This is a genomic window from Streptomyces sp. NPDC004539 (assembly GCF_040610055.1).
Taxonomy (GTDB): domain Bacteria; phylum Actinomycetota; class Actinomycetes; order Streptomycetales; family Streptomycetaceae; genus Streptomyces.
The window spans coordinates 120,218-144,416 of sequence record NZ_JBEXLS010000011.1 but is presented as its reverse complement, the minus strand read 5'-3'; the positions used below and the strand labels follow the sequence as shown (position 1 = coordinate 144,416).

At 72.2% G+C, this 24,199-nt stretch carries 22 protein-coding genes; 15 read left to right on the top strand and 7 right to left on the bottom strand.

Annotated elements, in window-relative coordinates; genetic code table 11:
- Positions 1 to 65: 65 nt before the first annotated feature.
- Both ABZX85_RS23645 and ABZX85_RS23640 read right to left on the bottom strand, forming a co-directional pair.
- A complete protein-coding gene (locus ABZX85_RS23645) occupies positions 66 to 905 on the bottom strand; it encodes a siderophore-interacting protein (RefSeq protein WP_355871924.1) in 840 nt (279 codons plus the stop codon).
- A 177-nt stretch (positions 906 to 1,082) separates the two neighbouring features.
- Positions 1,083 to 1,988: a 5'-3' exonuclease gene (locus tag ABZX85_RS23640; RefSeq protein ID WP_355872319.1), complete on the bottom strand. Its 906-nt coding sequence runs from the start codon at positions 1,986 to 1,988 to the stop codon at positions 1,083 to 1,085.
- A gap of 221 nt (positions 1,989 to 2,209) precedes the next feature.
- Here ABZX85_RS23640 and ABZX85_RS23635 point away from each other — a divergent pair, with 221 nt between their 5' ends.
- The 5 genes from ABZX85_RS23635 to ABZX85_RS23615 all read left to right on the top strand — a co-directional run bounded on the left by ABZX85_RS23635 (position 2,210) and on the right by ABZX85_RS23615 (position 8,410).
- On the top strand, positions 2,210 to 3,247 hold the full coding sequence (locus ABZX85_RS23635; RefSeq protein ID WP_355871921.1) for a glycine betaine/L-proline ABC transporter ATP-binding protein: 1,038 nt from the start codon (positions 2,210 to 2,212) through the stop codon (positions 3,245 to 3,247).
- The gene (locus tag ABZX85_RS23630) at positions 3,240 to 5,033 is read left to right on the top strand and encodes an ABC transporter permease/substrate binding protein (protein ID WP_355871918.1); all 1,794 of its coding nucleotides are present in this window, start codon (positions 3,240 to 3,242) and stop codon (positions 5,031 to 5,033) included. Before ABZX85_RS23635 ends, ABZX85_RS23630 begins: the two co-directional genes overlap by 8 nt.
- Before the next feature lie 338 nt (positions 5,034 to 5,371).
- Positions 5,372 to 5,941, top strand: coding sequence for an XRE family transcriptional regulator (locus ABZX85_RS23625; RefSeq protein ID WP_355871915.1), 570 nt, complete (start codon positions 5,372 to 5,374; stop codon positions 5,939 to 5,941).
- Between the two features lie 73 nt (positions 5,942 to 6,014).
- Entirely contained in the window at positions 6,015 to 6,929 is a 915-nt protein-coding gene (locus ABZX85_RS23620) for a LysR family transcriptional regulator (protein ID WP_355871912.1), read from the top strand.
- Between the two features lie 566 nt (positions 6,930 to 7,495).
- Positions 7,496 to 8,410, top strand: a complete 915-nt coding sequence (locus tag ABZX85_RS23615) for a phosphotransferase (RefSeq protein ID WP_355871910.1) — start codon at positions 7,496 to 7,498, stop codon at positions 8,408 to 8,410.
- 7 nt (positions 8,411 to 8,417) lie between these two features.
- Here ABZX85_RS23615 and ABZX85_RS23610 read toward each other — a convergent pair whose 3' ends face one another.
- Positions 8,418 to 9,098 (bottom strand): gamma-glutamyl-gamma-aminobutyrate hydrolase family protein, encoded by a 681-nt coding sequence (locus ABZX85_RS23610; RefSeq protein WP_355871908.1) that lies wholly within the window; start codon positions 9,096 to 9,098, stop codon positions 8,418 to 8,420.
- A 128-nt stretch (positions 9,099 to 9,226) separates the two neighbouring features.
- A complete protein-coding gene (locus ABZX85_RS23605; protein WP_355871905.1) occupies positions 9,227 to 9,964 on the bottom strand; it encodes an FCD domain-containing protein in 738 nt (245 codons plus the stop codon).
- Positions 9,965 to 10,083: 119 nt separating this feature from the next.
- On the opposite strand from ABZX85_RS23605, the gene ABZX85_RS23600 reads away from it, so the two are divergent.
- Genes ABZX85_RS23600 through ABZX85_RS23590 form a run of 3 tightly spaced genes read left to right on the top strand, consistent with a single transcriptional unit; the run spans position 10,084 to position 13,648 of the window.
- Entirely contained in the window at positions 10,084 to 11,442 is a 1,359-nt protein-coding gene (locus ABZX85_RS23600; RefSeq protein ID WP_355871902.1) for a glutamine synthetase family protein, read from the top strand.
- A gap of 59 nt (positions 11,443 to 11,501) precedes the next feature.
- Positions 11,502 to 12,869, top strand: coding sequence for an aldehyde dehydrogenase family protein (locus ABZX85_RS23595; RefSeq protein WP_355871899.1), 1,368 nt, complete (start codon positions 11,502 to 11,504; stop codon positions 12,867 to 12,869).
- Positions 12,866 to 13,648, top strand: a complete 783-nt coding sequence (locus ABZX85_RS23590; RefSeq protein ID WP_355871896.1) for a 3-oxoacyl-ACP reductase — start codon at positions 12,866 to 12,868, stop codon at positions 13,646 to 13,648. Before ABZX85_RS23595 ends, ABZX85_RS23590 begins: the two co-directional genes overlap by 4 nt.
- Positions 13,649 to 13,652: 4 nt before the next feature.
- On the opposite strand, the gene ABZX85_RS23585 is transcribed toward ABZX85_RS23590, so the two are convergent.
- Positions 13,653 to 14,855: an amino acid deaminase/aldolase gene (locus ABZX85_RS23585; RefSeq protein ID WP_355871893.1), complete on the bottom strand. Its 1,203-nt coding sequence runs from the start codon at positions 14,853 to 14,855 to the stop codon at positions 13,653 to 13,655.
- Positions 14,856 to 15,199: 344 nt separating this feature from the next.
- On the opposite strand from ABZX85_RS23585, the gene ABZX85_RS23580 reads away from it, so the two are divergent.
- The gene (locus ABZX85_RS23580; RefSeq protein ID WP_355871890.1) at positions 15,200 to 17,791 is read left to right on the top strand and encodes a hypothetical protein; all 2,592 of its coding nucleotides are present in this window, start codon (positions 15,200 to 15,202) and stop codon (positions 17,789 to 17,791) included.
- 110 nt (positions 17,792 to 17,901) lie between these two features.
- Complete coding sequence (gene mycP / locus ABZX85_RS23575; RefSeq protein ID WP_355872317.1) at positions 17,902 to 19,095, top strand: type VII secretion-associated serine protease mycosin; 1,194 nt, start codon at positions 17,902 to 17,904, stop codon at positions 19,093 to 19,095.
- A 25-nt stretch (positions 19,096 to 19,120) separates the two neighbouring features.
- Here the strand turns inward: mycP and ABZX85_RS23570 are convergent, their stop codons facing one another.
- Positions 19,121 to 20,059: a serine hydrolase gene (locus ABZX85_RS23570; RefSeq protein WP_355871887.1), complete on the bottom strand. Its 939-nt coding sequence runs from the start codon at positions 20,057 to 20,059 to the stop codon at positions 19,121 to 19,123.
- 149 nt (positions 20,060 to 20,208) lie between these two features.
- Between ABZX85_RS23570 and ABZX85_RS23565 the strand changes: the two genes are divergently transcribed.
- The gene (locus ABZX85_RS23565) at positions 20,209 to 20,934 is read left to right on the top strand and encodes an SseB family protein (protein ID WP_355871884.1); all 726 of its coding nucleotides are present in this window, start codon (positions 20,209 to 20,211) and stop codon (positions 20,932 to 20,934) included.
- A gap of 59 nt (positions 20,935 to 20,993) precedes the next feature.
- Here ABZX85_RS23565 and ABZX85_RS23560 read toward each other — a convergent pair whose 3' ends face one another.
- The gene (locus tag ABZX85_RS23560) at positions 20,994 to 21,338 is read right to left on the bottom strand and encodes a DUF1844 domain-containing protein (protein ID WP_355871881.1); all 345 of its coding nucleotides are present in this window, start codon (positions 21,336 to 21,338) and stop codon (positions 20,994 to 20,996) included.
- A gap of 376 nt (positions 21,339 to 21,714) precedes the next feature.
- Between ABZX85_RS23560 and infC the strand changes: the two genes are divergently transcribed.
- The 4 genes from infC to ABZX85_RS23540 all read left to right on the top strand — a co-directional run bounded on the left by infC (position 21,715) and on the right by ABZX85_RS23540 (position 24,157).
- Positions 21,715 to 22,452: a translation initiation factor IF-3 gene (infC, locus tag ABZX85_RS23555; protein ID WP_355872314.1), complete on the top strand. Its 738-nt coding sequence runs from the start codon at positions 21,715 to 21,717 to the stop codon at positions 22,450 to 22,452.
- Positions 22,453 to 22,563: 111 nt separating this feature from the next.
- Entirely contained in the window at positions 22,564 to 22,758 is a 195-nt protein-coding gene (rpmI, locus tag ABZX85_RS23550; protein ID WP_003977225.1) for a 50S ribosomal protein L35, read from the top strand.
- Between the two features lie 93 nt (positions 22,759 to 22,851).
- Positions 22,852 to 23,235 carry a 50S ribosomal protein L20 gene (gene rplT, locus ABZX85_RS23545; RefSeq protein WP_010350261.1) on the top strand — a complete coding sequence of 128 codons (384 nt, stop codon included), beginning with the start codon at positions 22,852 to 22,854 and terminating at the stop codon, positions 23,233 to 23,235.
- An 85-nt stretch (positions 23,236 to 23,320) separates the two neighbouring features.
- On the top strand, positions 23,321 to 24,157 hold the full coding sequence (locus tag ABZX85_RS23540) for an RNA methyltransferase (protein WP_355871877.1): 837 nt from the start codon (positions 23,321 to 23,323) through the stop codon (positions 24,155 to 24,157).
- Positions 24,158 to 24,199: the final 42 nt, after the last annotated feature.

Genomic DNA, 24,199 nt, shown 5'->3' with positions numbered 1-24,199 from the left:
GGCATGTCCGCGACGGACCCAAGTCCTCACGGCGCCGTGCGGCGAACGGCGTGCGGGTGGTGGGACTACGCGGCCGGCGACTCCTGCTCGGCCTCGATGCGCGCGTTCCACTCCCGCTTGGACGCCTGCCAGCCGTCCTCGTCGTGCCCGAGCCGCCAGTAGCCGGAGATGGAGAGGTCCTCGCGGGCCAACTGGCGCTCGACGCGCAGCAGTTGCCGGAGTTCCTTCACGAAGTGCGCCTCGCCGTGCACGAACGCGTGCACCCGGCCCTCGGGCCAGTCGAGCGCGCGGACGGCCTCGACGAGCAGCTCGCCGACCGGCCGCTCCCCGCGGTGCAGCCACGTGACGTCGACATCGGAGTCGATCTTCTGCTCCTCCTCGGGCCCGGCGATCTCCACGAAGGCGTGGGCGACGGCCCCGGCGGGCAGCGACTCCAGGGTGGCGGCGATCGCGGGCAGCGCGCTCTCGTCCCCCACGAGGAGATGCCAGTCGGCGTCGGGGGCGGGGGCGTAGGCGCCGCCGGGTCCCATGAAGCGGACGGTCTCGCCCGGCTGGACGCGCATCGCCCAGGGTCCGGCGAGCCCCTCGTCGCCGTGCAGGACGAAGTCGAGGGTCAGCTCGCGGTGTTCCGCGTCCCAGTGGCGGACGGTGTAGGTGCGGGTCACCGGCCACTGTTCACGGGGGAGTTCCTCGCGCAGGCGCTCCAGGTCGAAGGGCTCGGGGTATTCGGTGCCGTCCGGGGAGAACAGCATCTTGACGTAATGGTCGGTGCAGGTGCCCGCCGAGAACTCGGCCAGCCCCTCGCCGCCGAGCACGACCCGCTGCATGTGCGGGGTGAGTCGTTCAGTGCGGACGACCCGCGCGGAATGGGGCTTGCGCGGCCTGCGTGCCGGACGCTCTGCCATGACGACCTCCCACTGCTATGGTTAGGTTTACCTAAGTTAGCATCACTCCCCCCATTCCCGCCTCCTTCGTCCCAGGTGGCGGTTGTGCGCTCCCGCAAGGAACCTCGCCACCTGCGAGAACGTCACTCTTCTTTACGAGAACGTGACTTCCGAAGCTTGAGGCGCCCCGGAAATACGTCAGCTCCCCAGCGTCCCCAGCAGCCTCCCCAGCGACCCCCCGAGCCCCCACCGCGCCCCCAGCGCCGCCACCGCCTCCGCGTCCCGCGCCCCGCGCGGCAGCGCCGTCTCCACCTCCGGCACCGGCACGTCGTCCGCGACCCGCACCACCGTCGGCGCCACCGCCACGTACGGCCGCGACTCGTCCAGCCGCTTGCGCTGCGACGGCGTCAGCTTCGCCTGCGGGTCGTCCACGGCGGCCATGATCCCCGCCAGGTCCCCGAACTCGGCCAGCAGCTTCGCCGCCGTCTTCTCCCCGATCCCCGGCACCCCGGGCAGCCCGTCGCTCGGGTCGCCGCGCAGCAGCGCCAGATCCGCGTACCCCCGCCCGTCCACCCCGTACTTCTCGCGCAGCCAGGACTCGTCCGTGACCTGGAGCGTCCCGACCCCCTTCAGCGGGTACAGGACGCGCACGCCCCGGGCGTCGTCCACGAGCTGGTACAGGTCCCGGTCCCCGGTCACGATGTCCACCGGGCCCTTCGCCCGCGCCGTGAACGTCCCGATCACGTCGTCCGCCTCGTACCCCGCGACCCCCACGCGCGCGATGCCCACGGCGTCGAGCACCGCCTCGATGATCGGCACCTGCGGCGACAGCGTGTCCGGGATCTCCTCCGCGTCCGGCCCCTCGGGGCGTTCCTCGGCGACCCGGTGCGCCTTGTACGACGGGATGAGGTCGACCCGCCACTGCGGGCGCCAGTCCGCGTCCATGCAGGCCACCAGCTCGTCCGGCTGGTGGTCCTTGACCAGCCGGTCGATGAAGTCGAGCAGCCCGCGCACCGCGTTCACCGGCGTCCCGTCCGGCGCCTTCACGGACTCCGGGACCCCGAAATAGGCGCGGAAGTAGAGGGAGGCGGTGTCGAGAAGCATCAGTCGTCCGGTCACCCCCGCATCATGCCGCACCCCACCGACAGTGACCCGCCCGTGTTCACCCCGGTGGCCGTGTGAAACGGGTGTGCACCTGTTGTGAGCTGGGACACCTGTGCGTTTGGCCGGAAAGGACCCGGGCAGGCGGGCCCTCGGAGCGGTGCCGGTTGCGTGTACGGCAACCGGTTGCGCTCCCGACCATGTCCCCGACCGGAGAGGTTCGCGTGTCCGCCAGGCTAGAGGCAGACCAGCTCTACAAGGTGTTCGGCAGAAAACCGGACGACGCAGTCGACAGGCTCAGGAACGGTGAGGGCCGCGAGGAACTGCGCGCCGACGGCGCCATGCCCGCCGTCATCGACGCCTCCTTCACCGTCGAACCCGGCAGCATCTTCGTCGTCATGGGCCTGTCCGGCTCCGGCAAGTCGACGCTGCTGCGCATGCTCAACGGGCTCCTGGACCCCACCTCGGGCGAAGTCCGCATCGACGGGCGGGAGTTGACCGCGCTCGACGACCGCGAGCTGAGGGAGGTGCGTGCGCGGAAGGTCTCCATGGTCTTCCAGCACTTCGCGCTCTTCCCCCACCGCACGGTCCTCGACAACGCGGCCTACGGCCTCGCCGTCCAGGGCGTCCCGCGCCCCGAACGCGACGAACGCGCCGCCGAGGCGCTGAAGTTGTGCGGCCTGGAGGGCTGGGAGGACTCCTGGCCCGACGAGTTGTCCGGCGGTATGCAGCAACGCGTCGGCCTCGCCCGCGCGTTGGCCACCGACGCCGACCTGCTCCTGATGGACGAGTCGTTCAGCGCGCTCGACCCGCTGATCCGCCGCGACATGCAGGACCAGCTCCTCACGCTCCAGCAGACCCTGAAGAAGACCATCGTGTTCATCACCCACGACCTCAACGAGGCGATGCGCCTCGGCGACCGGATCGCCGTCATGCGCGACGGCCGCATCGTCCAGAACGGCACCGCCGAGGACATCCTCCTGCGCCCCGCCGACGACTACGTCGCCTCCTTCATCCAGGACGTCGACCGCTCCCGGGTGCTCACCGCGTCCGCCGTCATGGACACCGACGCGGACGGCCACGACGCCGACTGCTCCTGCGAGACCGCGACGCCGGGCACCCCCTTCACCGAGCTGTGCGGGATCTGCGCGCGCGTGGACCACCCGGTGGCCGTCCTCGACGACGAGGGGACGGTCGTCGGCGTCGTCACGCCGAACCTCCTGGTCGAGTTCATGGCGGAGGAGGGGGCGACCCATGCCTAGGCTCCACCTCGGTGACTGGGTCGACTCCGGTGTCGACTGGCTGGTCACCCACCTGGCCTGGCTCTTCGACGCCGTCAAGGCGGTGGTCGAGGGCCTGTACGACGTCCTCGACGGCGTGCTCAACGCGCCGGAGCCGCTGCTCCTCGCGGGCATCCTCGCCGTCCTCGCGTGGTGGCTGCGCGGCCTCTCGGCGGGCGTGCTGTCGTTCGCCGGGTTCGCGCTGATCGACTCGCTGGACCTGTGGGAACGCGCGATGTCGACGCTGTCCCTCGTCCTGGTCGCGACGTTCATCGCGCTGGTCGTCTCGGTCCCGCTCGGCGTGTGGGCGGCCCGCTCGAAGACCGTCAGCGCGGCGCTGCGCCCGGTGCTGGACCTGCTCCAGACGATGCCGTCGATGGTCCTCCTGATCCCGGCGATCCTCTTCTTCGGAATGGGCGTACCGGCCGGCGTGATCGCCACGCTCGTCTTCGCGCTGGCCCCCGGCGTCCGGATGACGGAGCTGGGCATCCGCCAGGTCGACGCCGAACTCGTCGAGGCCGCCGAGGCGTTCGGGACACGGCCCCGCGACACCCTCTTCCGGGTGCAGCTGCCGCTCGCGCTGCCGACGATCATGGCGGGCGTCAACCAGGTCATCATGCTGGGCCTGTCGATGGTCGTCATCGCGGGCATGGTCGGCACGGGCGGGCTCGGCGGCGCCGTCAACGAGGCCATCGGGCAGCTCGACATCGGGCTCGGCTTCGAGGCCGGGCTCGGGATCGTCGTCCTCGCGATCTACCTCGACCGGATGACCGGCGCGCTCGGCACCCGGCTCTCGCCGCTCGGGCGGCGGGCCGCCGCGAAGGCGCGGACGAGCGCCTGGTCGTACCGGCCGCGCCCGGCGGTCGCCGTGTCCTGCGTGACCGTGCTCGCGGTCGTCGCGGGCGGGCTCGGGGTGTTCGGCGGCAGCGGCAGCCCGGCGCACGCCTCCGGGACGGACGTCGGCCGGGGCCAGGAGATCCGGATCGGCTACATCCCGTGGGACGAGGGGATCGCCTCGACGTACCTGTGGAAGGAGATCCTCCAGGAGCGCGGCTTCGACGTGAAGACGACGCAGTACGCCGCCGGCCCCCTCTACACCGGCCTCGCCACCGGCCAGCTCGACTTCCAGACCGACTCCTGGCTGCCGACCACGCACGCCGAGTACTGGAAGAAGTACGGCGACCGCCTCGACGACCTGGGCTCCTGGTACGGCCCGACGTCCCTGGAGCTGACCGTCCCGTCGTACGTGAAGGACGTGAACTCCCTCGCCGACCTCAAGGGCCGCGCCTCCGAGTTCGGCGGCCGGATCGTCGGCATCGAACCGAGCGCCGGGATGATGGGCCTGCTGAAGGACAAGGTCGCGGGGGAGTACGGCCTCGACGGGTACGACGTCGTCGACGGCTCGACCCCGGCGATGCTGGCCGAGCTGAAGCGGGCGTACGCGCGCAAGGAGCCGATCGTCGTCACCCTGTGGTCCCCGCACTGGGCGTACAGCCAGTACGGCCTGAAGAAGCTGGCCGACCCGAAGGGCGCCTGGGGCAAGGGCGACCAGGTGCACACCCTGGCCCGGTCCGGGTTCGCGAAGGACCAGCCCGAGGTCGCCCGGTGGCTGAAGGACTTCAAGATGACCGAGGCACAGCTGACGTCTCTCGAAGCGCAGATCCAGAAGTCCGGGAAGGGCAAGGAGCAGGACGCGGTACGCGCGTGGCTCAAGGCGAACCCCGGGCTGGTGGAGAAATGGGCGCCGGTGGAGGCGGGAACGGCCTAGCGGGACGAGCCGTTACGGCACGGTAAGGATTCGGCCAACCACGCAGAGCGACGTCATGCCCCGAGGTCACCCTCCGGCGCCCCCACCCGGCGCCGGACGGGTGACTTCGGGGCGTACGGGGCGTACGCTCGCGACCCGCCGGGGGCGTGGGGGCCGTTTCCGCATGTGTACGCCGTGTGATCCACTGGCGCGAACCCGTGCGTCGGACATGACGGGGTGTGTCGTCGATGTGACGGGCACATGAAACGGTTTGCGGAACATGCGTAGGGTGCAGAGAACTCATCAGAGGACGTGTGCCCGGGGGCGCGGCCGACGAGCTGAAGGAGGGAGCCGGAGCGATGGGCGACCACAAAGAACGGCCCCTGCGGGTGGGCGCGGCCGTACGGCGGCGTCGGCACGCGCTCGAACTGACGCTCGCGGCTGTCGCCGAGCGCAGCGGGCTGTCCGTCCCCTTCCTCAGCCAGATCGAGAACGACCGGGCGCGGCCGAGCACGGCGTCCCTGGAGAAGGTCGCGGACGCGCTGCGGACCACCGCGGTCGAGCTGCTCGCCGCCGCGGACCCCGCGTGCAGTGTCGACGTCGTCCGGGCGGACGAGGGGGAGCCCTGCGGGGCGCCCCAGGCGCGGTCACTCGTTCGTGGGCATCATCAGATGCACGCCACCGAGTACACCGGGGACCATGACGCCGGGCGTGAATTCCAGTACCGCAACGACCAGTTGATGTACGTCGCCGACGGGGCCGTCGAGATCGAGGCGGAGGGGCGGGCGTATCGGCTGGGGCGGGGCGACACGCTGTATCTGACCGGCGGGGTGCGGCACCGGTGGCGGGCGACCGTTCCCGACACGCGGATTCTGGTGGTGGCCGTCGCCGAGCACATCGAGGCGGTTCGGGGCGGGAAGCAGCGGTAGGTGGCGGGCGGGTTCTGATGTGGGCGGGCTTCGTTGACCTGGGGTGATTCTTCCTCGGGCATAAACTTGTCTTATGGGCAAAGACGGCGTCGTGGTCTCGCTCGCGCATCGGGTTCCTGATCTCGGGGCGCTTGAGCTGTTGCTCGCGGTTGCCCGGGTGGGGAGTCTGGGGGCCGCCGCACGGGAACTGGGGATCACCCAGCCGGCCGCCAGCAGCCGGATTCGGTCCATGGAGCGGCAGCTCGGGGTCGCGCTCGTCGACCGGTCGCCGAGAGGGTCGCGGCTCACCGACGCGGGGGCGCTGGTGACGGACTGGGCGCGGCGGATCGTCGAGGCGGCCGAGGCGTTCGACGTGGGGGCGCAGGCGTTGCGGGACCGGCGGGATTCGCGGTTGCGGGTGGCCGCGAGCATGACCATCGCCGAGTACTTGTTGCCGGGGTGGCTGTTGGCGCTTCGGGCGCAGCGGCCGGACACGGCTGTGTCGTTGCTCGCGGGGAACTCCGCGAGTGTCGCCGAGCGGTTGTTGGGGGACGAGGCGGATCTCGGGTTCGTGGAGGGGCTGACCGTGCCGGCCGGGCTGGACTCCGCCGTCATCGGGCACGACCGGTTGATCGTCGTCGTGGCGCCCGGGCATCCGTGGGGGCGCCGGCGGCGGGCGTTGCGGGGGGAGGAGTTGGCGGCGACCGCGTTGATCCTTCGGGAGAAGGGGTCGGGGACTCGGCAGGTGTTGGATGCGGCGCTCGGTGGTGTTTCCGCTCGGCCGCTGATCGAGTTGTCCTCGACGACCGCTGTGAAGGCCGCCGTCGTGAGTGGGGCCGGGCCCGCGGTGTTGAGCGAGCTGGTCGTGGGGGAGGAGCTGGCCATGCGGCGGTTGGTGTCCGTGCCGGTCGAAGGGGTGGCGTTGGGGCGGGAGTTGAGGGCGGTGTGGAGGGCGGGGCATCGGCCTGTGGGGCCTGCGCGGGAGTTGTTGTCGTTGACGCGGGGGTGAGGCGGTGAGGGGGCCGAGTGGTCGGGTGAGGGTGCGTTGTGGTTGTTCGCGCAGTTCCCCGCGCCCCTGGAGGAGTGGGTGCCCGTGAGTGGTTGGGTGCGGGTGCGTTGTGGTTGTTTGCGCAGTTCCCCGCGCCCCTGAAGGAGTGGGTGCGCGTGAGTGGTTGGGTGCGGGTGCGTCGTGGCTGGTCGCGCAGTTCCCCGCGCCCCTGAGGTTCGTGGGGGTTGCTGCGTTCTGCCGGGTGCTGCTGCGCTGAGCTTCCCCGAGTGACTACGCTCGCCTGCCGCCTGCCGCCTGCCGCCGCGCCCCGGCATCCTGCGCCCCGCGTACCCGCCGACCGCCGCCACGCCCCGACGCCCCGTGCTCCCGGCGCCCGCCGCTCTGCTACAGATACGGTTCCGCAGCTCCCCCCAGCGGTCCCTCCAGGCATGCCTTGCCCGGCAGGTGCCGGGCTCCCGTGTGCCCCTGCGGCGCAGCCGCATGATGCTCACAGCTTTACGGTTCCTGGAGGCCCCCGTCTCGGAAAAGCGTTGGGCAGTCCGATCCCCTCGCCTCACCATGTCCCCATGAAGCCAACCGCCCCGCCCGCCACCGGCATCCGCACCCCCTGGGAATCCCTGCCCGCCTTCGTCCAGGACGGTGTGGCGGCGATTCTGGGGGCGGTGGTGGGGGAGGCGAGGACGCAGCGGGGTGGGTTCTCGCCGGGGGTTGCGGCGAGGGTCGTCACGGTGGATGGACGGCGCGCGTTCGTGAAGGCGGTCAGTGGTGAGGCGAACGCGTTCAGTCCTGTGCTGCATCGGAGGGAGGCCGGGAATGCGGGGCGGTTGCCGGTGGGTGTGCCGGCGCCTCGGTTGATCGGGGTGTACGACGACGGGGTGTGGGTGGCGCTGGTGTTCGAGGATGTTCAGGGGGTGCAGCCTCAAGTCCCTTGGGATGACGGGGAATTTGGTGTTGTGCTTGATGCCGTGCACCGGCTCGGGCAGGTTCTCACCCCGGCCCCCTTCGACGCCCCCTGCGCCTCGGAGGAACTCGTCGGAACCTTCGACGGATGGCAGGAACTCGCGGACAGGGGCGAACCCGTCGGGTTCTTCGCCGAACTGGCCTCCTCCTGGCCCGACGCCGTGAGGGGCGACACCCTCGCGCACGGAGACCTGCGCGCCGACAACATCCTGATCGGCGAGGACAACGTCTGGTTCGTCGACTGGCCGCACGCGATGAGAGCCGCCCCCTGGTTCGACCTCCTGCTCCTGCTCCCCAGCGTGCGGGCACAGGGCGGACCGGACCCGGAGGAGGTGTTCACCCGGCATCCTCTGGGGTGCGACGCGGACCAGGGCGCGGTGACCGTCGCGCTGGCGGGGCTGGCCGGGTATTTCCTGAACAGTGCCAGTAAACCGGCACCACCGGGCCTCCCCACCCTCCGCCCCTTCCAACGCGCCCAGGGAGACGCCGCGTTGGAGTGGCTGCGTAGGCGGGTCGGGTAGGGGCGGCTCAGCCGGCCGCCTCGACGAGCCCTCGCATCACGCGCAGGTCGTCGCCCATCTCCGGATGCCACTGAACTCCCAGCACCCACCCCTCCGAGAGTTCGACCGCCTCCACCGTCCCGTCCTCCGCATGGGCCGACGCGACCAGCCCGGGAGCGAGACGGTCGACGGCCTGGTGGTGGTACGTCGGAACATCGGCCGCCTCGGGCACGAGGGAGGCGTAACGGGTACCCGGCACCGGCGTGACGGTGTGCGTCCCGAAGACCCCGGGAGACTTGACGTGCCCGTCCATGTGCTGGACGAGCGTCCCCCCGAGGGTGACGTTGAGGAGCTGCATCCCCCGGCAGATCCCGAGGAGGGGCACCCCGGCGGAGAGCGCCGCCTCGATCAACGCGCTCTCCCAGGCGTCACGCTCCCGCGCGGGGGAGTCCGTACGGGGATCGGGCTCGGCACCGTAGAGCGCGGGGTCGACGTCGGGACCACCGGAGACGACGAGCGCGTCGAGACGGGCGACGGCCGCGGCGGCACGGGAGGGGGCGTCGGGGGGAAGCATCGCGGCGATGCCCCCGGCCCGCTGGACGAGCCGGGGATACGCCGCCGGAAGCAGCGCCGCCTCCGCCTCCCAGACCCGCCAGCTCGCGACGGGCTCCAGGTAGGTGCTGACACCGATGAGAGGCACGCCGGCCATGAACCCTCCAGGTAATGGACTCCAGGGATACCTTTACAGATCCGGCGCCGATGAAGGAAGCCTCGGCCCGTCCGGGAATCCCCGCCGCCGCCCGCGAGGCCCCCGCCGCGCGCCGGGAAACCCCCGCCTCACGTCAAGAACCCCCGCAGCAACGCCGCCGTCCCCCCGCAGTGCTCCCGCATGATCTCCCGCGAACCGTCCGCGTCCCCGTCGAGGACCGCCTCGACGAGCGCCTCGTGCTGCCGCTGGGAGTGTTCGAGGTTGCGGACGAGCAGCGGGATGCAGTCGAGGAGATCGTTGACCTGCGCGCGGACGGCCGCGTACTGCGCGGTCAGCGAGGGCGACCCGCACAGCTCGGCCAGCGTCAGGTGCAGCAGGGTGTCACGGCGACGGTAGTCCGCGAGGGCGGCGTCATGGGTGCCCGCGAGGGCCTCGCGGAGCCGCCCGGACTGCGCGTCCGTCAGGCCGTGGGCCGCACACAGACCGGCCGCGCCGACCTCCAGGACCTCCCGGAAACGCAGCACGTCCTCGATGTCGACCTCGGCGATCCGCCGCCGCAGCTCGTCCTCGCCGCCCGCGTCGGCCGTCCGGGGCAGGACGAACGTACCGCCGTACCGGCCCCGCCTCGACTCCAGGAGACCCTGGTCCTGGAGGACCTTGAGGACCTCCCGCAGGGTCACCCGGCTGATACCGAGCCGCTCGGCCAACTCCCGTTCCGCGGGCAGCCGTTCACCCCCCGGGACGAGCCCCAGCCGGACCACCTGGAGGATCTGCTCCAGCGCCTCCTCGAAGCCGTTGCCCGCCCGCACCGGCCGCAGCACCGGCGTCAACCGGTCACCCGTACCCATGTCCTTCTCCGTGGTCATCCGGCCGTGCCCCCTTCCCAAGCAATGGTTTTCAGCAATACCTTATGGCTCCTGAACGCTTCCTGGCCCCCACCGGTCACCGAAGCCGAGGACGCCCCCGAGCCCCCCGAGGAGCCTTCGTGCCGGACCGCACAGCCCCGCTGCCCGTCGAGGACCTGCACGCGCTGGTCGCCGCCGGCGAGATCGACACGGTCGTCCTGGCCTTCCCCGACATGCAGGGCCGCCTCCAGGGCAAACGCTTCGCGGCCCGCTTCTTCCTCGACGAGGTCCTGCGGCACGGCACCGAGGGCTGCAACTACCTCCTCGCCGTCGACACCGAGATGAACACGGTCCGCGGCTACGCCATGTCGTCCTGGGAGAGCGGCTACGGCGACTTCGCCATGCGCCCCGACCTCTCCACCCTGCGCCGCATCCCCTGGCACCCCGGCACCGCCCTCCTCGTCGCCGACCTCGCCTGGGAGGACGGCTCCCCGGTCGGCGCCGCCCCCCGCCAGATCCTCCGCCGCCAGCTGGAGCGCCTCGCCGAACACGGCTGGACCGCCCAGGTCGGCACGGAACTGGAGTTCATCGTCTTCCGCGACACCTACGAGCAGGCGTGGGACGCGCGCTACCGCGACCTCACCCCCGTCAACCAGTACAACGTCGACTACTCGATCCTCGGCACCGGCCGCATCGAACCCCTCCTGCGCCGCATCCGCAACGAGATGGGCGGCGCCGGGCTCGTCGTCGAGTCCGCGAAGGGCGAGTGCAACCTCGGCCAGCACGAGATCGCCTTCCGCTACGACGAGGCCCTCGTCACCTGCGACCAGCACGCCGTCTACAAGACCGGCGCGAAGGAGATCGCCGCGCAGGAGGGCGTCTCGCTCACCTTCATGGCCAAGTACGACGAGCGCGAGGGCAACTCCTGCCACATCCACCTCTCGCTCACCGACGCCGACGGCGCGAACGTCTTCGCCGGGCCGGACGGCATGACCGACACCATGCGCCACTTCCTCGCCGGCCAGCTCGCCGCCCTGCGCGACTTCTCGCTGCTGTACGCGCCCAACATCAACAGCTACAAGCGGTTCCAGCCGGGCTCCTTCGCCCCGACCGCCGCCGCCTGGGGCCGCGACAACCGCACCTGCGCCCTGCGCGTCGTCGGCCACGGCCGCTCCATGCGCTTCGAGAACCGCCTCCCCGGCGGCGACGTCAACCCGCACCTCGCCGTCGCCGGACTCGTCGCGGCCGGCCTCTACGGCGTCGAGCACAAGCTCGAACTCCCCGCCGCCTGCGAGGGCAACGCCTACACCGGCGACTACGAACACGTCCCCACCACCCTGCGCGAGGCCGCCGAGGTCTGGGAGCACAGCCCCATCGCCGAGGCCGCCTTCGGCGAGGAGGTCGTCGCCCACTACCTCAACATGGCCCGCGTCGAACTCGACGCGTTCGACGCGGCCGTCACGGACTGGGAACTGCGCCGCTCCTTCGAACGGCTCTGAGACACCGGCGACTTGAAGACCAGTGACTTGAAAGACCAGCGACTGTGAAAGGCCAGGCATTGTCCGAGCTGACCGTCCTCAACCCGGCCACCGGGGACGTCGTCACGACCGTCCCCGCCGCCGACGCGGCCGAGGTCGACGCGGCCGTCACCCGCGCGGCGAAGGCCCAGGAGAAGTGGGCCGCCCTCGCCCCCGCCGACCGCGCCCGCCTCCTGCGCCGGTTCGCCGACCGAGTCGACTCCCACATCGAGGAGCTGGCCCAGCTGGAGGTCCGAGAGGCCGGGCACACCGTCGGCAACGCCCGCTGGGAGGCGGGCAACGCACGCGACCTGCTCCTCTACGCGGCGGGCGGCGTCGAGAGGCTGACGGGGAGTCAGATCCCGGTCGTCGGCGGCATCGACGTCACCTTCCTCGAACCCCTCGGTGTCGTCGGCGTCATCGCCCCCTGGAACTTCCCCATGCCGATCGCCGCCTGGGGCTCCTTCCCCGCGCTCGCGGCGGGCAACGCGGTCGTCCTCAAACCCGCCGAGGCGACCCCGCTCACCGCCCTGCGGCTGGCCCAACTCGCCCTGGACGCCGGGCTCCCCGAGCACGTCTTCCAGGTCGTCCCCGGCTACGGCGGCATCGCCGGACGCGCCCTCGTCGACCACCCCGGCGTCGCGAAGATCGTGTTCACCGGCTCCACCCGCACCGGCCGCGAGGTCATGGAGCGCTGCGCCAGGCTCGTCAAACCGGTCACCCTCGAACTCGGCGGCAAGAGCCCCAACGTGGTCTTCGCCGACGCCGACCTGACCCGCGCCCTCGACCCCTTCTCGTTCCTCGACAACTCCGGCCAGGACTGCTGCGCACGCACCCGCATCCTCGTCCAGGAGTCCGTCTACGACGAGGCGCGCGCCTTCCTCGCCGAGGCCCTCGCGGCGGTCGTCGTCGGTGACCCGGCCGACGAGAAGACCCAGATGGGCCCGCTGATCTCCCAGCAACAGCTCGACCGCGTACGGTCGTTCGTCCCGGACGACGCCCCCGGCGCCCTGCGCGGCGAGGCCCCCGACGGACGCGGGTTCTGGTACCCGCCGACCGTCCTGACCGCCGAGGCCCCCGACTCGCCCGCCTGCCGCGAGGAGATCTTCGGCCCTGTCGCCGTCCTGCTCCCCTTCACCGACGAGGCCGACGCGATCCGCCTCGCCAACGACACCCCCTACGGCCTCTCGGGCTCCCTGTGGACCCGGGACGTGGGCCGCGCGCTGCGCCTCTCACGGGCCGTCAAGGCGGGCAACCTGTCCGTCAACTCCCACTCCAGCGTGCGTTATTGGACCCCCTTCGGGGGCTACAAGCAGTCCGGGGTCGGCCGCGAGCTCGGCCCCGACGCGCTCGCCGCCTTCACCGAGACCAAGAACGTCTTCATCAGCACGGAGGTCCCCGCACAGTGACCGAGACTCCTGTCTGCCGCCGCCTCGTCGGCCGTACCGCCGTCATCACCGGAGCCGGCAGCGGCATCGGCCTCGCCACCGCCCGCCGCCTCGCCGCCGAGGGCGCGAACGTCGTCTGCGCCGACATCGACGAGACCGCCGGCAAGGCCGTCGCCGACGAGGTCGGCGGGCTCTTCGTGAAGGTCGACGTGACCAGCCCCGAACAGGTCGACGCGCTCTTCAAGACCGCCTACGACACGTACGGCAGCGTCGACATCGCCTTCAACAACGCGGGCATCTCGCCCCCCGACGACGACTCCATCCTGGAGACCGGCCTGGAGGCGTGGAAGCGCGTCCAGGAGGTCAACCTGACCTCCGTGTACCTCTGTTGCAAGGCCGCGCTCCCCTACATGCGTGAGCAGCGGCGGGGCTCGATCATCAACACGGCGTCGTTCGTCGCCCGGATGGGCGCGGCCACGAGCCAGATCTCGTACACCGCCTCCAAGGGCGGCGTCCTCGCCATGTCCCGGGAACTCGGCGTGCAGTTCGCGCGCGAGGGCATCCGCGTCAACGCGCTGTGCCCGGGACCGGTCAACACCCCTTTGCTGCGGGAGCTGTTCGCGAAGGACCCCGAGCGCGCCGCCCGCCGCCTCGTCCACATCCCGGTCGGCCGGTTCGCCGAGGCCGAGGAGATCGCCGCCGCCGTCGCCTTCCTGGCGAGCGACGACTCCTCGTTCGTCAACGCGACCGACTTCCTGGTGGACGGCGGTATCTCGGGCGCGTACGTGACCCCGCTCTAGAGCGTCACAGGAACGTGTGGCCCTCGCCGCGGTAGGTGGGCACCGTCGCCGTGACGGTGTCCCCCTCGATCAGGTGCAACTGGTCGAAACGCTCGCAGAGTTCACCGGCCTTCGCATGGCGGAACCACACCTTGTCGCCGATCAGCAGATCGTCCGCCGGTGCGCCCAGCAGGGGCGTCTGGACCTCGCCGGGGCCTTCCTGAGGGTCGTACCTGAGGCCCTCGGGGAGGTACGGCACCGGCAGCCGGTCCACGCCCGGGGCGCCCGAGGCCGGGTAGCCGCCGCCGAGGACCGTCACCACGCCGACGCCGGGCCGGCGCACCACCGGCTGCGCGAACAGGGCCGCCGGACGGCCCGTGAACGACGTGTAGTTGTCGAAGAGCCGGGGGACGTACAGCCCCGACCCTGCGGCGACCTCCGTCACCGCGTCCTCCGCGACCGTGCTCTCCACGCTGCCTGTGCCGCCGCCGTTCACGAACTCCAGGTCCGGGGCGACGGCCCGCACCGCGCGCACCACCTCGGCGCGCCGCTCGGCGAGTTCACGGCGGGCGGTGGCCTGCATGAGGCGGATCGCGCGGGAGCGCAGCGGGCGGCCCGCCACCGAGTCGCCGACCCCGGCGATATGCCCCTCGTAGGCCATGATGCCGACCAGCTCGAAACCCTGACGCCGGGTCACCGTGCGGGCGAAGTCGGCGAGTTGGGCGGGAGAGCGGAGCGGGGAGCGCAGGGCGCCCACCCTGATCCGGCCGCCCAGCAGCTGGAGTGAGGTGTCCAACTCCAGGCAGACGCGGATCACTTCACGGCCGTCGCCGCGCGCGGCGTCGATCAGGTCGAGCTGCGTCACGTCGTCCACCATCACCGTGACGGCGGCGGCGAGCTTGGGGTCGGCCGCCAGCTCCGCGTACCCCGAGCGGTCCGCCGAGGGGTAGGCCAGCAGGACGTCCTCGAAGCCGGAGCGGGCCAGCCACAGGGACTCCGCCAGCGTGAACGACATCAGCCCCGCGAAGCCGTCCATGGCGAGGACCCGCTCCAGCAGCGTCCGGCAGCGCACGGACTTGCTCGCCACCCGGATCGGCTTCCCCGCCGCCCGGCGGCGCAGGTCCTCCGCGTTGGCGTCGAAGGCGTCGAGATCGACGATCGCGAGGGGGGCGTCCAGATGGGCGGTGGCCCGGTCGTAACGGGCCCGGTCGGCGGCGCGCACAGTCATGCACGCAGCCTGCCAGACCCGATTACCGCAGGGTAGGGGGACGATACGGGCAGATGCCTCGGGGTGGCGGTACGGGTTCTCCCTCGCCCCGTGACAAGCCGTAGAGTGACGCGCACGCACGGACGAACGGCTCCGGCCGGGAGTCCGTGCCGGGATGCCGGTCGGCCTGTGCGGGTATGCGTGCCCAAGGGGACCACCGTCCGCCGGGCCGCCGGGGGCGTGCGCTGTCCGCGCGCCCACCATCGACGGAGCGGCCGGCACGAAGAAAACGGGGGGTGCACTTGAGCACGGAAGCGCGTCGCCCTCCCGCGGATCGCACCGGTCCGCTGTCAGGAGGAACGCCCTTGAGCGAGGGCTCGGCCACAGGGACGGGGTTCACGGAGCCGGTGGACGAGGGACGGGTCGTGGGGGGCGAGTCCTGGGACGAGGTGGGCGGGGAGCCCGCGGTACGTGAGACCACCGGTTCCGGCGAGGCGCGTGGCGGGGCTCTCTGGCGCGAGGTGCGGGGCGGCGGGGTGTTCGGACGGCGCGCGGGCAGGCCGCCGGAGAACGGACCCGAGGAGAACCCCCGTACGACCGCCGCCGCGGGCACCACCCCCGGCGACGCCTTCCCCCCGCCGGCCGCCTCCGCCCGCTTCCCGGACACCTCCCCCCCGACCTCCCGCCCGGGCACGCCACTGCGCCCCGAGCCCGGCCCACGGGTCCCGGCCGCGACGGACGACGACCCCACCGAGTACGACGCCGACGACGCGGAGCCTTCGCGGTACGACGCCGACGACACAGCCGTCTCCGAGTTCGAGGTCAGCGGTGTCCGGCCCTACATCTCCCGGGCTGCTCAACCACCGGCCTCCGACACCCCCCGTCCGCCCGCCCCCGGCAGCGCCTGGACCCCGTTCTCCCGCAGCCGCATGGCCCCGCCGGCCCGCCCCGCCGACGCCCCCCGCCCGACCCCGGCGGACACCCCGGCCTGGACCCCGACCTCCTCGACCCGCCCCCCTGAGTTCGACTTCCCCACGACACCCCCACCCCGGCCCACGGCCCGGGACGAGCAGCCCCCGACGGGCCCGGCTCACCGGAACGGGACGAGTCCGGCCGCCGGGCGACAGCAGCCGTCGGACCTCCCGCCCCGGCCCGCTTCCGCGCCGAACACACCCTCGTCGCAGCAGGTGCCTCCGTCTCGTCCGGCGCCCGATGCACAGACCCCGGGGACGTCGTCGTACTCCGGCTCCGCACGGGACGGCGCACGGCCTGCCACCGCTGCCCCCGGGACGGACACGCGCACCGCCGCCGCCTCGGCGGCCGACAATCCCCGGTCCGTTTCGCCCCGCACGGGTGACTCCCCGCCGCCGAAGAGGCAGGCACCCCCGACACGTCCCGCCGACGCCTCGGCATCGGGCGCCCCGACCGCTCCGGTGCGGCCGAGCGGTACCCCGGCCCCGGAGAGCCGCCCTTCTCCGACGCGCCCCGGTACGCCCCCGGCACCGGAATCCCCCACCCGCCCCGGCACACCCCCGGCGTCGGACAACCCGGCCCGCCCCGGCACATCCGCAGCACCGAAGAACCGTCCCTCCTCCCCGCGCCCCGCCGCGCCCCCCGCATCCGAGAGCCGTCCCTCCGCGCCCCGCCCCGCCACACCCCCCGCGTCGGAAGAGCGCCCCTCCCCGGCCCGCCCGGACACGGCCCCGGCACCCGAGAGCCACCCCTCACCGCCCCGACCGTCCGCCGCCCCGCCCTCGGAGGGCCGTACCGAGCCGCAGCCCGCGCAGGACCCGGCCCCCGGCACCATCCCCCCGCGCCCGACCACCTCTCCGAAGTCCGCGCGGCCCGGCACCAGCCGGGGCGAGCCCGTTATGCCGTCCGACTCCGGCGCGGGCCGTACCGATGCGTACGGTGCTGTCGAGCCGTCGGCGGACTCAGACCCCGCTCGTGGCGGCCTCGGCCCGACCACCCCGGCCCGCAGCCCGCACACCCCCACCGACCCCGCTCGCGGCGGCCTCGGCCCCACCACCCCGACCCACTCGACCCCGACCCTCAGCCCGCACACCCCACCCCCGGTCGCCCCCGTCTCGTACGGGTCCCCGCAGTCCTCCGTGCCGCGCCCCGACCCGTCCCTCTCCTGGACGGCCACTCCGGTCCGGCCCGCGGGTGCCTCGTCGGTCGAGGTGGACGAGGGGCCGCGGGAGCCGTGGGTCCGTGGGCGGGTCGTCGCCGCGACGGCGTGTGTGGTGCTCGGGCTCGGACTGATAGGCGGGGCGGCCACCGGAAGCTGGCTGGTGGGGGACAACTCGAAGGCGGCCGGCGGGAGTTACGCGGCGGCGTCGGCGATCTGGCACAGCGTCCCGGTGGACCAGCTGTTCCCGGCGACGGTCGACGGACAGGGCGCCGGGCCCGGGGGAGCGGACCGCACGTGGACGCGGATCGGCGTCGCCCCGGACGCCGGCTGCGAGAACGCGTTCGACCCGCTGCTCGCCCAGGTCCTCGCCCCGGTCGGCTGCGACCGCCTCCTGCGGGCGACGTACATCGACGCCACCCAGAGCTACGTGACGACCGTCGGCCTGCTGTTCACCAAGGCCGACGCCGCCACGATGCGCGAACTGGACGCCCGGTTCGAGAAGGAGGGCCTCGCCCGCCGCACCGACCTCATGCCCCGCCCGTACGCCGCCCCGGACACCCTGGCCGCCCGCTTCGGCACCGCCGAGCGCGCCTCCTGGACCGTGTCGGTGCTGACGGACGCCCCGGTCGTCGTCTACTCCGTCTCCGGCTGGGCCGACAACCGCACCGTCGACACCCCCCAGTCCGCCACCGAGGCGACCGCCACCGGCGCCACCACCGCCATCGCCCAGTCGGGCCTCGGCAACGAGGCGAAGGGCCTCGCCGACCGCATCGAACGAAGCCTGCGCAAAGCCGCCGCCGCCCCGACGGAGCAGCCGTCATGACCCCCCACCGCCCCGACGGGATCGAGGCGCACACGGACGGCACGCCCGCCACACCCCGCCACCTCACCACCGAGACCGCCGCCCCCACCCGCGACCACCCCCACCCCGCCATGACACCCCCCACCCCCTTCACCGCCCGCCACCGCAAGACCTGCCGCGCCGCCCTCCTCGGCTGTCTCCTCGCCGCCGCCGTCGCCCTCGTCCCCCCGACCGCCGCGTACGCGGACGGGATACGCGGCCAGCAGTGGGCCCTGGAGGCGATGCACACGCAGGAGGCGTGGCGGACCACGAAGGGCGCCGGGATCACGGTCGCCGTCCTGGACACCGGCGTCGAGGCCGACCACCCCGACCTGGAGGGCAACGTCCTGCCCGCGAAGGACCTCGTCGGCTTCGGCGCCGTCCCCGGCGAACGCGCGTGGGCCCGGCACGGGACCGCGATGGCCGGGATCATCGCCGGCCACGGACACGGGTACGACAACGGCGACGGCGTGCTGGGCATCGCCCCCGAGGCGAAGATCCTCCCCGTCCGGGTGATCCTGGAGGACGGCGACCCCGCCCGCACCCGCGCCCGCAACACCCGCGGCAACGCCCTCGCGGAAGGCATCCGCTGGGCCGCCGACCAGGGCGCGGACGTCATCAACCTCTCCCTCGGCGACGACTCCTCCTCCGCGCACCCGGAACCCGCCGAGGACGAGGCCGTCCAGTACGCGCTGAAGAAGGGGTCCGTCGTCGTCGCCTCCGCGGGCAACGGCGGCGACAAGGGCGACCACATCTCGTACCCGGCGGCCTACCCCGGCGTCATCGCGGCGACGGCCGTCGACAAGAACGGCGTCCGCGCCTCGTTCTCCACCCGCCGCTGGTACGCCACGGTCAGCGCGCCCGGCGTGGACGTCGTCATCGCGGACCCGGACCACAAGTACTACGAGGGCTGGGGCACGAGCGCGGCGGCGGCCTTCGTCTCCGGCGCGGTCGCCCTGATCAAGGCGGCCCACCCCGGCCTCACCCCGCCCCAGATCAAGACCCTCCTGGAGACGACCGCCCGCAACTCGCCCACGGGCGGCCGGGACGACTCCCGCGGCTACGGCTTCATCGACCCCGCCGCCGCGATCAAGGCCGCCGCCAAGCTCAAGCCGGGGGGCCTGGCCTCCCAGTCCTACGGCAAGGAGTACTTCGGCGCGGGCCCCGACAAGGAGACGGACGACCACGACACGTCCGGCTGGGCGGGCCCCCTGGCGGGCGGCGCGGGCGGAGTGCTCCTCGTCGCGTCGGTGGTGCTCTGGCGCAGCCGCCGCAGGACGGTCTAGCGCGCGGGCCGTACCGCGGGGGCCGCTACGGCGCCGCCGTGAACGCCTCCACCGCCGTCTGCGCCGCGTCCTCCACCAGCGAGATCCCCGCCGCCATGCTCGCGCTCCCGTCGGACAACACGGCGACCAGGTACGACGCGTCCCCGGCCGTCACCCGGCCGATGCTGTTGATGTCCCACAGCCCCGTCGTGCTGCGCGGCAGCCACCCGTTCTTCAGCGCCCACTCCGTACCCTGCGCGGCGGCCGACACCCCCCACCGCTGATCGGCCTCGATCTGCGTCATCAGCCCCCGCACGTATTCCCGGGACGCGTCGCTCAGCTCCGAGTCGTCCCCGAACACCTGCTGGAGCAGGGCGAGTTGATCGGTGGCGGTGGTCTGCGTGAGCCCCCACAGCGCCCCCTCCCCGCCCTCGGTCCCGGTCATCCCGAACCGCTCGTTGGCCGCGTCCAGCCCCTCCGCCTGCCCGATGGTGTTCCACAGCGCGGTCGCCGAGTCGTTGTCGCTGTTCACGATCATCGCCGTGGCGTACGTCTTCTCCTGGGCGGTGAGCCCACGCCCCGCGTCCTGCGCCTGGAGCAGGAGCGCCGCGAGGATGTCGACCTTCACGATGCTGGCCGTGTCGAACGCGGCCTCGCCGTAGACGGCGCTGTCCCCGGAGTCCAGGTCGAGGACGCCCACCGACACGGCGGCGTCCCCCGGCACGGTCACCGCCTCCATCGCCGTCTTCAGCAATGCGGTGTAATCGGTCTCCGGCTCGGTCACCGTCGCCTCCTCGGTACGCGCGGCGGGCGTGGACGTCGCCGCCGCGGCCGACGATACGACGCCCCCGCCCCCGTCGTCGTGGGTCTTCACGTACGCGGTCCCGCAGGCCATCGCGATGACGGCGAGCGCGGAGAGGAAGATCGGCCGGCGCCGGGAGGAGGAGCGGGCGCGGTGGCGGCGGGCGGCTCTGGAGGACTCCATCCCGCGATGGTGGGGGCGGTGACTGTGTCTCCCGTGAGACGGACGTTAGACCCACGTCAGGGATTCCTGAGAAAACCGTGAATCCGGTGACCGCCCGGTTACGGGCCCCGCACAACCCCAGCAGCATCCCCCCGATAGGGTCGGTGACCGTGGCGAACAAGAACATTCCCGACCCCGGCTTCCCCGACGACGACGGCAGCGCCGACCCGGCGCTGACCGCCGCGCTCGCCGCCTGGTCCCAGGACCGCACGGCCCTCCCCCCGGTCCTCGCGGCCCTCAGGAACGCCCGCCTCCTGGTCCCGATCGTCGCGGTCCTCGGCGAGGTCGAGGAGGACGAGAACGGCCTCCGCCGCGAAAAAACGAGCGACATGGCGGTCCCCACCCTCAAGGCCGGCCCCCGCAAGGCCCTCCCCGCCTTCACCTCGACGGCCGCCCTGACCCGCTGGGACCCCGAGGCCCGCCCTGTGGCCGTCCGCCTCCACCAGGCCCTGGAGGCAGCGGCCCACGAGAAGGCGGACACGGTGGTCCTCGACCTGGCGGGCCCGACCCCCTTCGAACTGACGGGCCCGACCCTGCTGGCCCTGGCGGAGGGCCGCACGACGACGGACCCCCTGGAGGACCCGGCGGTCGTGGATGCGGTCCGCGAGGTGGTCGCCGCCGAACCGAGCGTCCAGCGCGCGTACCTGGGCCCGGGGCAGTCGGACGGCACGCTGGCGCTGGTCCTGGCGGACGGCGCGGTATCGGCGAAGGCGGCCCAGGCGGTGGCGGAACGCCTGGCGGCGAACGAGACCCTCAGGGCACGCTTGGTGAAGGGGCTGGACTTGGCGCTACTCCCAACCGGCACGGAACTCCCGGACGGCACCCGAGTCCTTTAGGGGCGCGGGGAACTGCGCGAATGCCCCCCACCGGCCCGCAGCCGAAACTCAACCCATCTTTAGCCGTAGACCGGCCCGGTGTACTTCTCGCCCGGCCCCTGCCCGGCGGCATCAGGAACGATCGACGCTTCCCGGAACGCCAGCTGGAGGGACTTCAGCCCGTCCCGCAGCGGCGCCGCGTGGAACGAACTGATCTCCGTCGCGGACGCGTCCAACAGCCCCGCCAACGCGGTGACCAGCTTCCGCGCCTCGTCGAGGTCCTTGAACTTCTCGCCCTCCTCGGTGAGCCCGAGCTTGACGGCCGCGGCGCTCATGAGGTTGACGGCGACCGTCACGATGACCTCGACGGCGGGGACCTCGGCGATGTCGCGGGTCATTTCGTTGAAGTCGGGGGTGTCACTCATGGGGGACACGATAGGTGTCCGGCGCGCAGGGTCCCCCATCGAGCCCGGATTGGCCAGTACCGACGCGAACTGTTAACCTCGTAGAACGACCGGCTGGACACAACTGTGCCCGGCCCACAAGTGGAGGCTTCGAACTCCCACCCGACCACCCCCCTGGGGCGGCGGGTCACCGGTCAGACGGCCGCCCCTCGTGGGGGCGCCGCCGTCCGATGAGTACGCCCCGCGATCCCCGCGGCGGTGTTCCGGTAGTTCGAGGAACCCCGCATGTGATCGTTCGGGGCATTTTTTCTTCTCCGACGTGGTTGAAAGTCTTGAAGAGACAGACGTTACGCGGCGCTCGATCCAGGGAGTCGCGTGGTGCAACCGAGGAGGACTCATCAGCGTCGAGCCCCGCATCAACGACCGGATTCGCGTTCCCGAGGTGCGACTTGTCGGTCCCAGTGGCGAGCAGGTGGGCATCGTCCCGCTGGCCAAGGCACTGGAGCTTGCGCAGGAGTACGACCTGGACTTGGTCGAGGTCGCGGCGAACGCGCGCCCGCCGGTCTGCAAGCTCATGGACTACGGGAAGTTCAAGTACGAGTCGGCCATGAAGGCCCGTGAGGCGCGCAAGAACCAGGCGCACACGGTCATCAAGGAGATGAAGCTCCGGCCGAAGATCGACCCGCACGACTACGACACCAAGAAGGGTCACGTCGTCCGGTTCCTCAAGCAGGGCGACAAGGTCAAGATCACGATCATGTTCCGCGGCCGTGAGCAGTCGCGTCCGGAGCTGGGCTACCGCCTGCTCCAGCGGCTCGCCTCCGACGTCGAGGAGCTCGGGTTCATCGAGTCGAACCCGAAGCAGGACGGCCGAAACATGATCATGGTTCTCGGTCCGCACAAGAAGAAGACCGAGGCGATGGCCGAGGCCCGTCAGGCGCAGGAGGCCCGCAAGGCCGAGGCGAAGGCCAACCCCGGCCGCTCGCAGAACGCCGCGGACGCCGACGCCGTCAACGCCGAGGTCCGGGAGACCGACGAGGTCTCCGAGACCGCCGACGAGGTCCTGGAGATCGACGAGGCTCCGGAGATCGACGAGGTCGTCGAGACCCCTGCCGAGGCTCGCGCCGAGGCGTGATCCGCGGGGCGTGAGCCCCCTGGGTCGAACCGACAGAACAGCGACGCTCCACCCCGTGCCCGGTTTCACGACCGGGCACCGGAGCGCCACCGACGAGGAGAGTACGGCGCTATGCCGAAGAACAAGTCGCACAGCGGTGCCAGCAAGCGCTTCAAGATCACCGGCTCCGGCAAGGTGCTCCGCGAGCGCGCCGGCAAGCGCCACCTGCTTGAGCACAAGTCGTCCCGCGTGACGCGTCGCCTCACCGGCAACGCCGAGATGGCCCCGGGCGACGCCGCGAAGATCAAGAAGCTTCTCGGCAAGTGACGTACGGCGCCTAGCGCCCTACGCCTTCACCGGGACCCAATCGATACCGGGTCGTGTGAGTCCAACCACGGCCCCGCTACAAGGAGTTAACAAGTGGCACGCGTCAAGCGGGCAGTCAACGCCCACAAGAAGCGCCGGGCGATCCTCGAGGCGGCCTCCGGCTACCGTGGTCAGCGTTCGCGCCTGTACCGCAAGGCCAAGGAGCAGGTCACCCACTCGCTGGTCTACAACTACAACGACCGCAAGAAGCGCAAGGGCGACTTCCGGCAGCTGTGGATTCAGCGCATCAACGCCGCGGCCCGCGCGAACGGCATCACCTACAACCGCTTCATCCAGGGTCTGAAGGCCGCCAACGTCGAGGTCGACCGCAAGATCCTGGCCGAGCTCGCCGTGAACGACGCGAACGCGTTCGCCGCGCTCGTCGAGGTCGCCCAGAAGGCCCTGCCGGCGGACGTCAACGCCCCCAAGGCGGCCTGACTCCGGGCTTGAGCCTGACTGTACGGACCCGTGGGTTTACCTACGGGTCCGTTTTGTTGACGCGAACCGTCTGAAAGAGACCCTCATGACCCCCGACCTCATCTCCCCCCGTTCCCCCCGGGTCGCCGCCGCCCGGCGGCTCGCCCGGCGGAACTTCCGGAGCAAGGAGCGGCTGTTCCTCGCGGAGGGGCCGCAGGCGGTGCGGGAGGCGGCCGGGGCGACGCTGGTCGAGCTGTTCGCGACGGTCGAGGCGGCCGAGCGGTACGCGGACGTCGTCGGGGAGGCCCGGGACGCCGGCGCGCGGGTGCACCTCGCCGACGAGCAGGTGATCGCCGACATCTCGACGACCGTCACCCCGCAGGGGCTCGTCGGGATCTGCCGGTTCCTGGACACCCCCTTCGAGGAGATCCTCGCCGCCCGGCCGAAGCTGGTCGCCGTCCTCGCACATGTGCGCGACCCCGGTAACGCGGGCACCGTCCTGCGGTGCGCGGACGCCGCCGGCGCCGACGCCGTCGTCCTCACCGACGCCTCCGTCGACCTGTACAACCCGAAGGCCGTCCGCGCCTCCGTCGGCTCGCTGTTCCACCTCCCCGTCGCCGTCGGCGTACCCGTCGAACAGGCCGTGAGCGGGCTGAAGGCGGCCGGGGTGCGGATTCTCGCCGCCGACGGCGCCGGTCTCGACGACCTCGACGACGAGCTCGACAAAGGGACCATGGGCGGGCCCACCGCCTGGGTGTTCGGCAACGAGGCATGGGGTCTCCCCGAGGAGACGAGGGCCCTCGCCGACGCCGTCGTCCGCGTCCCGATCCACGGAAAGGCGGAAAGTCTGAACCTGGCCACCGCCGCCGCCGTATGTCTCTATGCGTCAGCCCGTGCACAGCGCGCCTCAGGAGGGTGCCGCAGCGTCACCGAGAACTTGTAGGGTGACGTGCTCGGGGGTCCTCGTCGCGGGAGGTGGGGTACG

Coding starts and splice junctions, on each gene's coding strand:
- ABZX85_RS23640 (WP_355872319.1), bottom strand. CDS start 1,988: ATGCTTCTCGACACCGCCTCCCTCTACTTCCGCGCCTATTTCGGGGTC.
- ABZX85_RS23625 (WP_355871915.1), top strand. CDS start 5,372: ATGGGCGACCACAAAGAACGGCCCCTGCGGGTGGGCGCGGCCGTACGG.
- ABZX85_RS23610 (WP_355871908.1), bottom strand. CDS start 9,098: ATGGCCGGCGTGCCTCTCATCGGTGTCAGCACCTACCTGGAGCCCGTC.
- ABZX85_RS23560 (WP_355871881.1), bottom strand. CDS start 21,338: ATGAGTGACACCCCCGACTTCAACGAAATGACCCGCGACATCGCCGAG.
- ABZX85_RS23540 (WP_355871877.1), top strand. CDS start 23,321: ATGACCCCCGACCTCATCTCCCCCCGTTCCCCCCGGGTCGCCGCCGCC.
- ABZX85_RS23620 (WP_355871912.1), top strand. CDS start 6,015: ATGGGCAAAGACGGCGTCGTGGTCTCGCTCGCGCATCGGGTTCCTGAT.
- ABZX85_RS23605 (WP_355871905.1), bottom strand. CDS start 9,964: ATGACCACGGAGAAGGACATGGGTACGGGTGACCGGTTGACGCCGGTG.
- mycP (WP_355872317.1), top strand. CDS start 17,902: ATGACACCCCCCACCCCCTTCACCGCCCGCCACCGCAAGACCTGCCGC.
- ABZX85_RS23630 (WP_355871918.1), top strand. CDS start 3,240: ATGCCTAGGCTCCACCTCGGTGACTGGGTCGACTCCGGTGTCGACTGG.
- ABZX85_RS23615 (WP_355871910.1), top strand. CDS start 7,496: ATGAAGCCAACCGCCCCGCCCGCCACCGGCATCCGCACCCCCTGGGAA.
- ABZX85_RS23570 (WP_355871887.1), bottom strand. CDS start 20,059: ATGGAGTCCTCCAGAGCCGCCCGCCGCCACCGCGCCCGCTCCTCCTCC.
- rpmI (WP_003977225.1), top strand. CDS start 22,564: ATGCCGAAGAACAAGTCGCACAGCGGTGCCAGCAAGCGCTTCAAGATC.
- ABZX85_RS23585 (WP_355871893.1), bottom strand. CDS start 14,855: ATGACTGTGCGCGCCGCCGACCGGGCCCGTTACGACCGGGCCACCGCC.
- ABZX85_RS23645 (WP_355871924.1), bottom strand. CDS start 905: ATGGCAGAGCGTCCGGCACGCAGGCCGCGCAAGCCCCATTCCGCGCGG.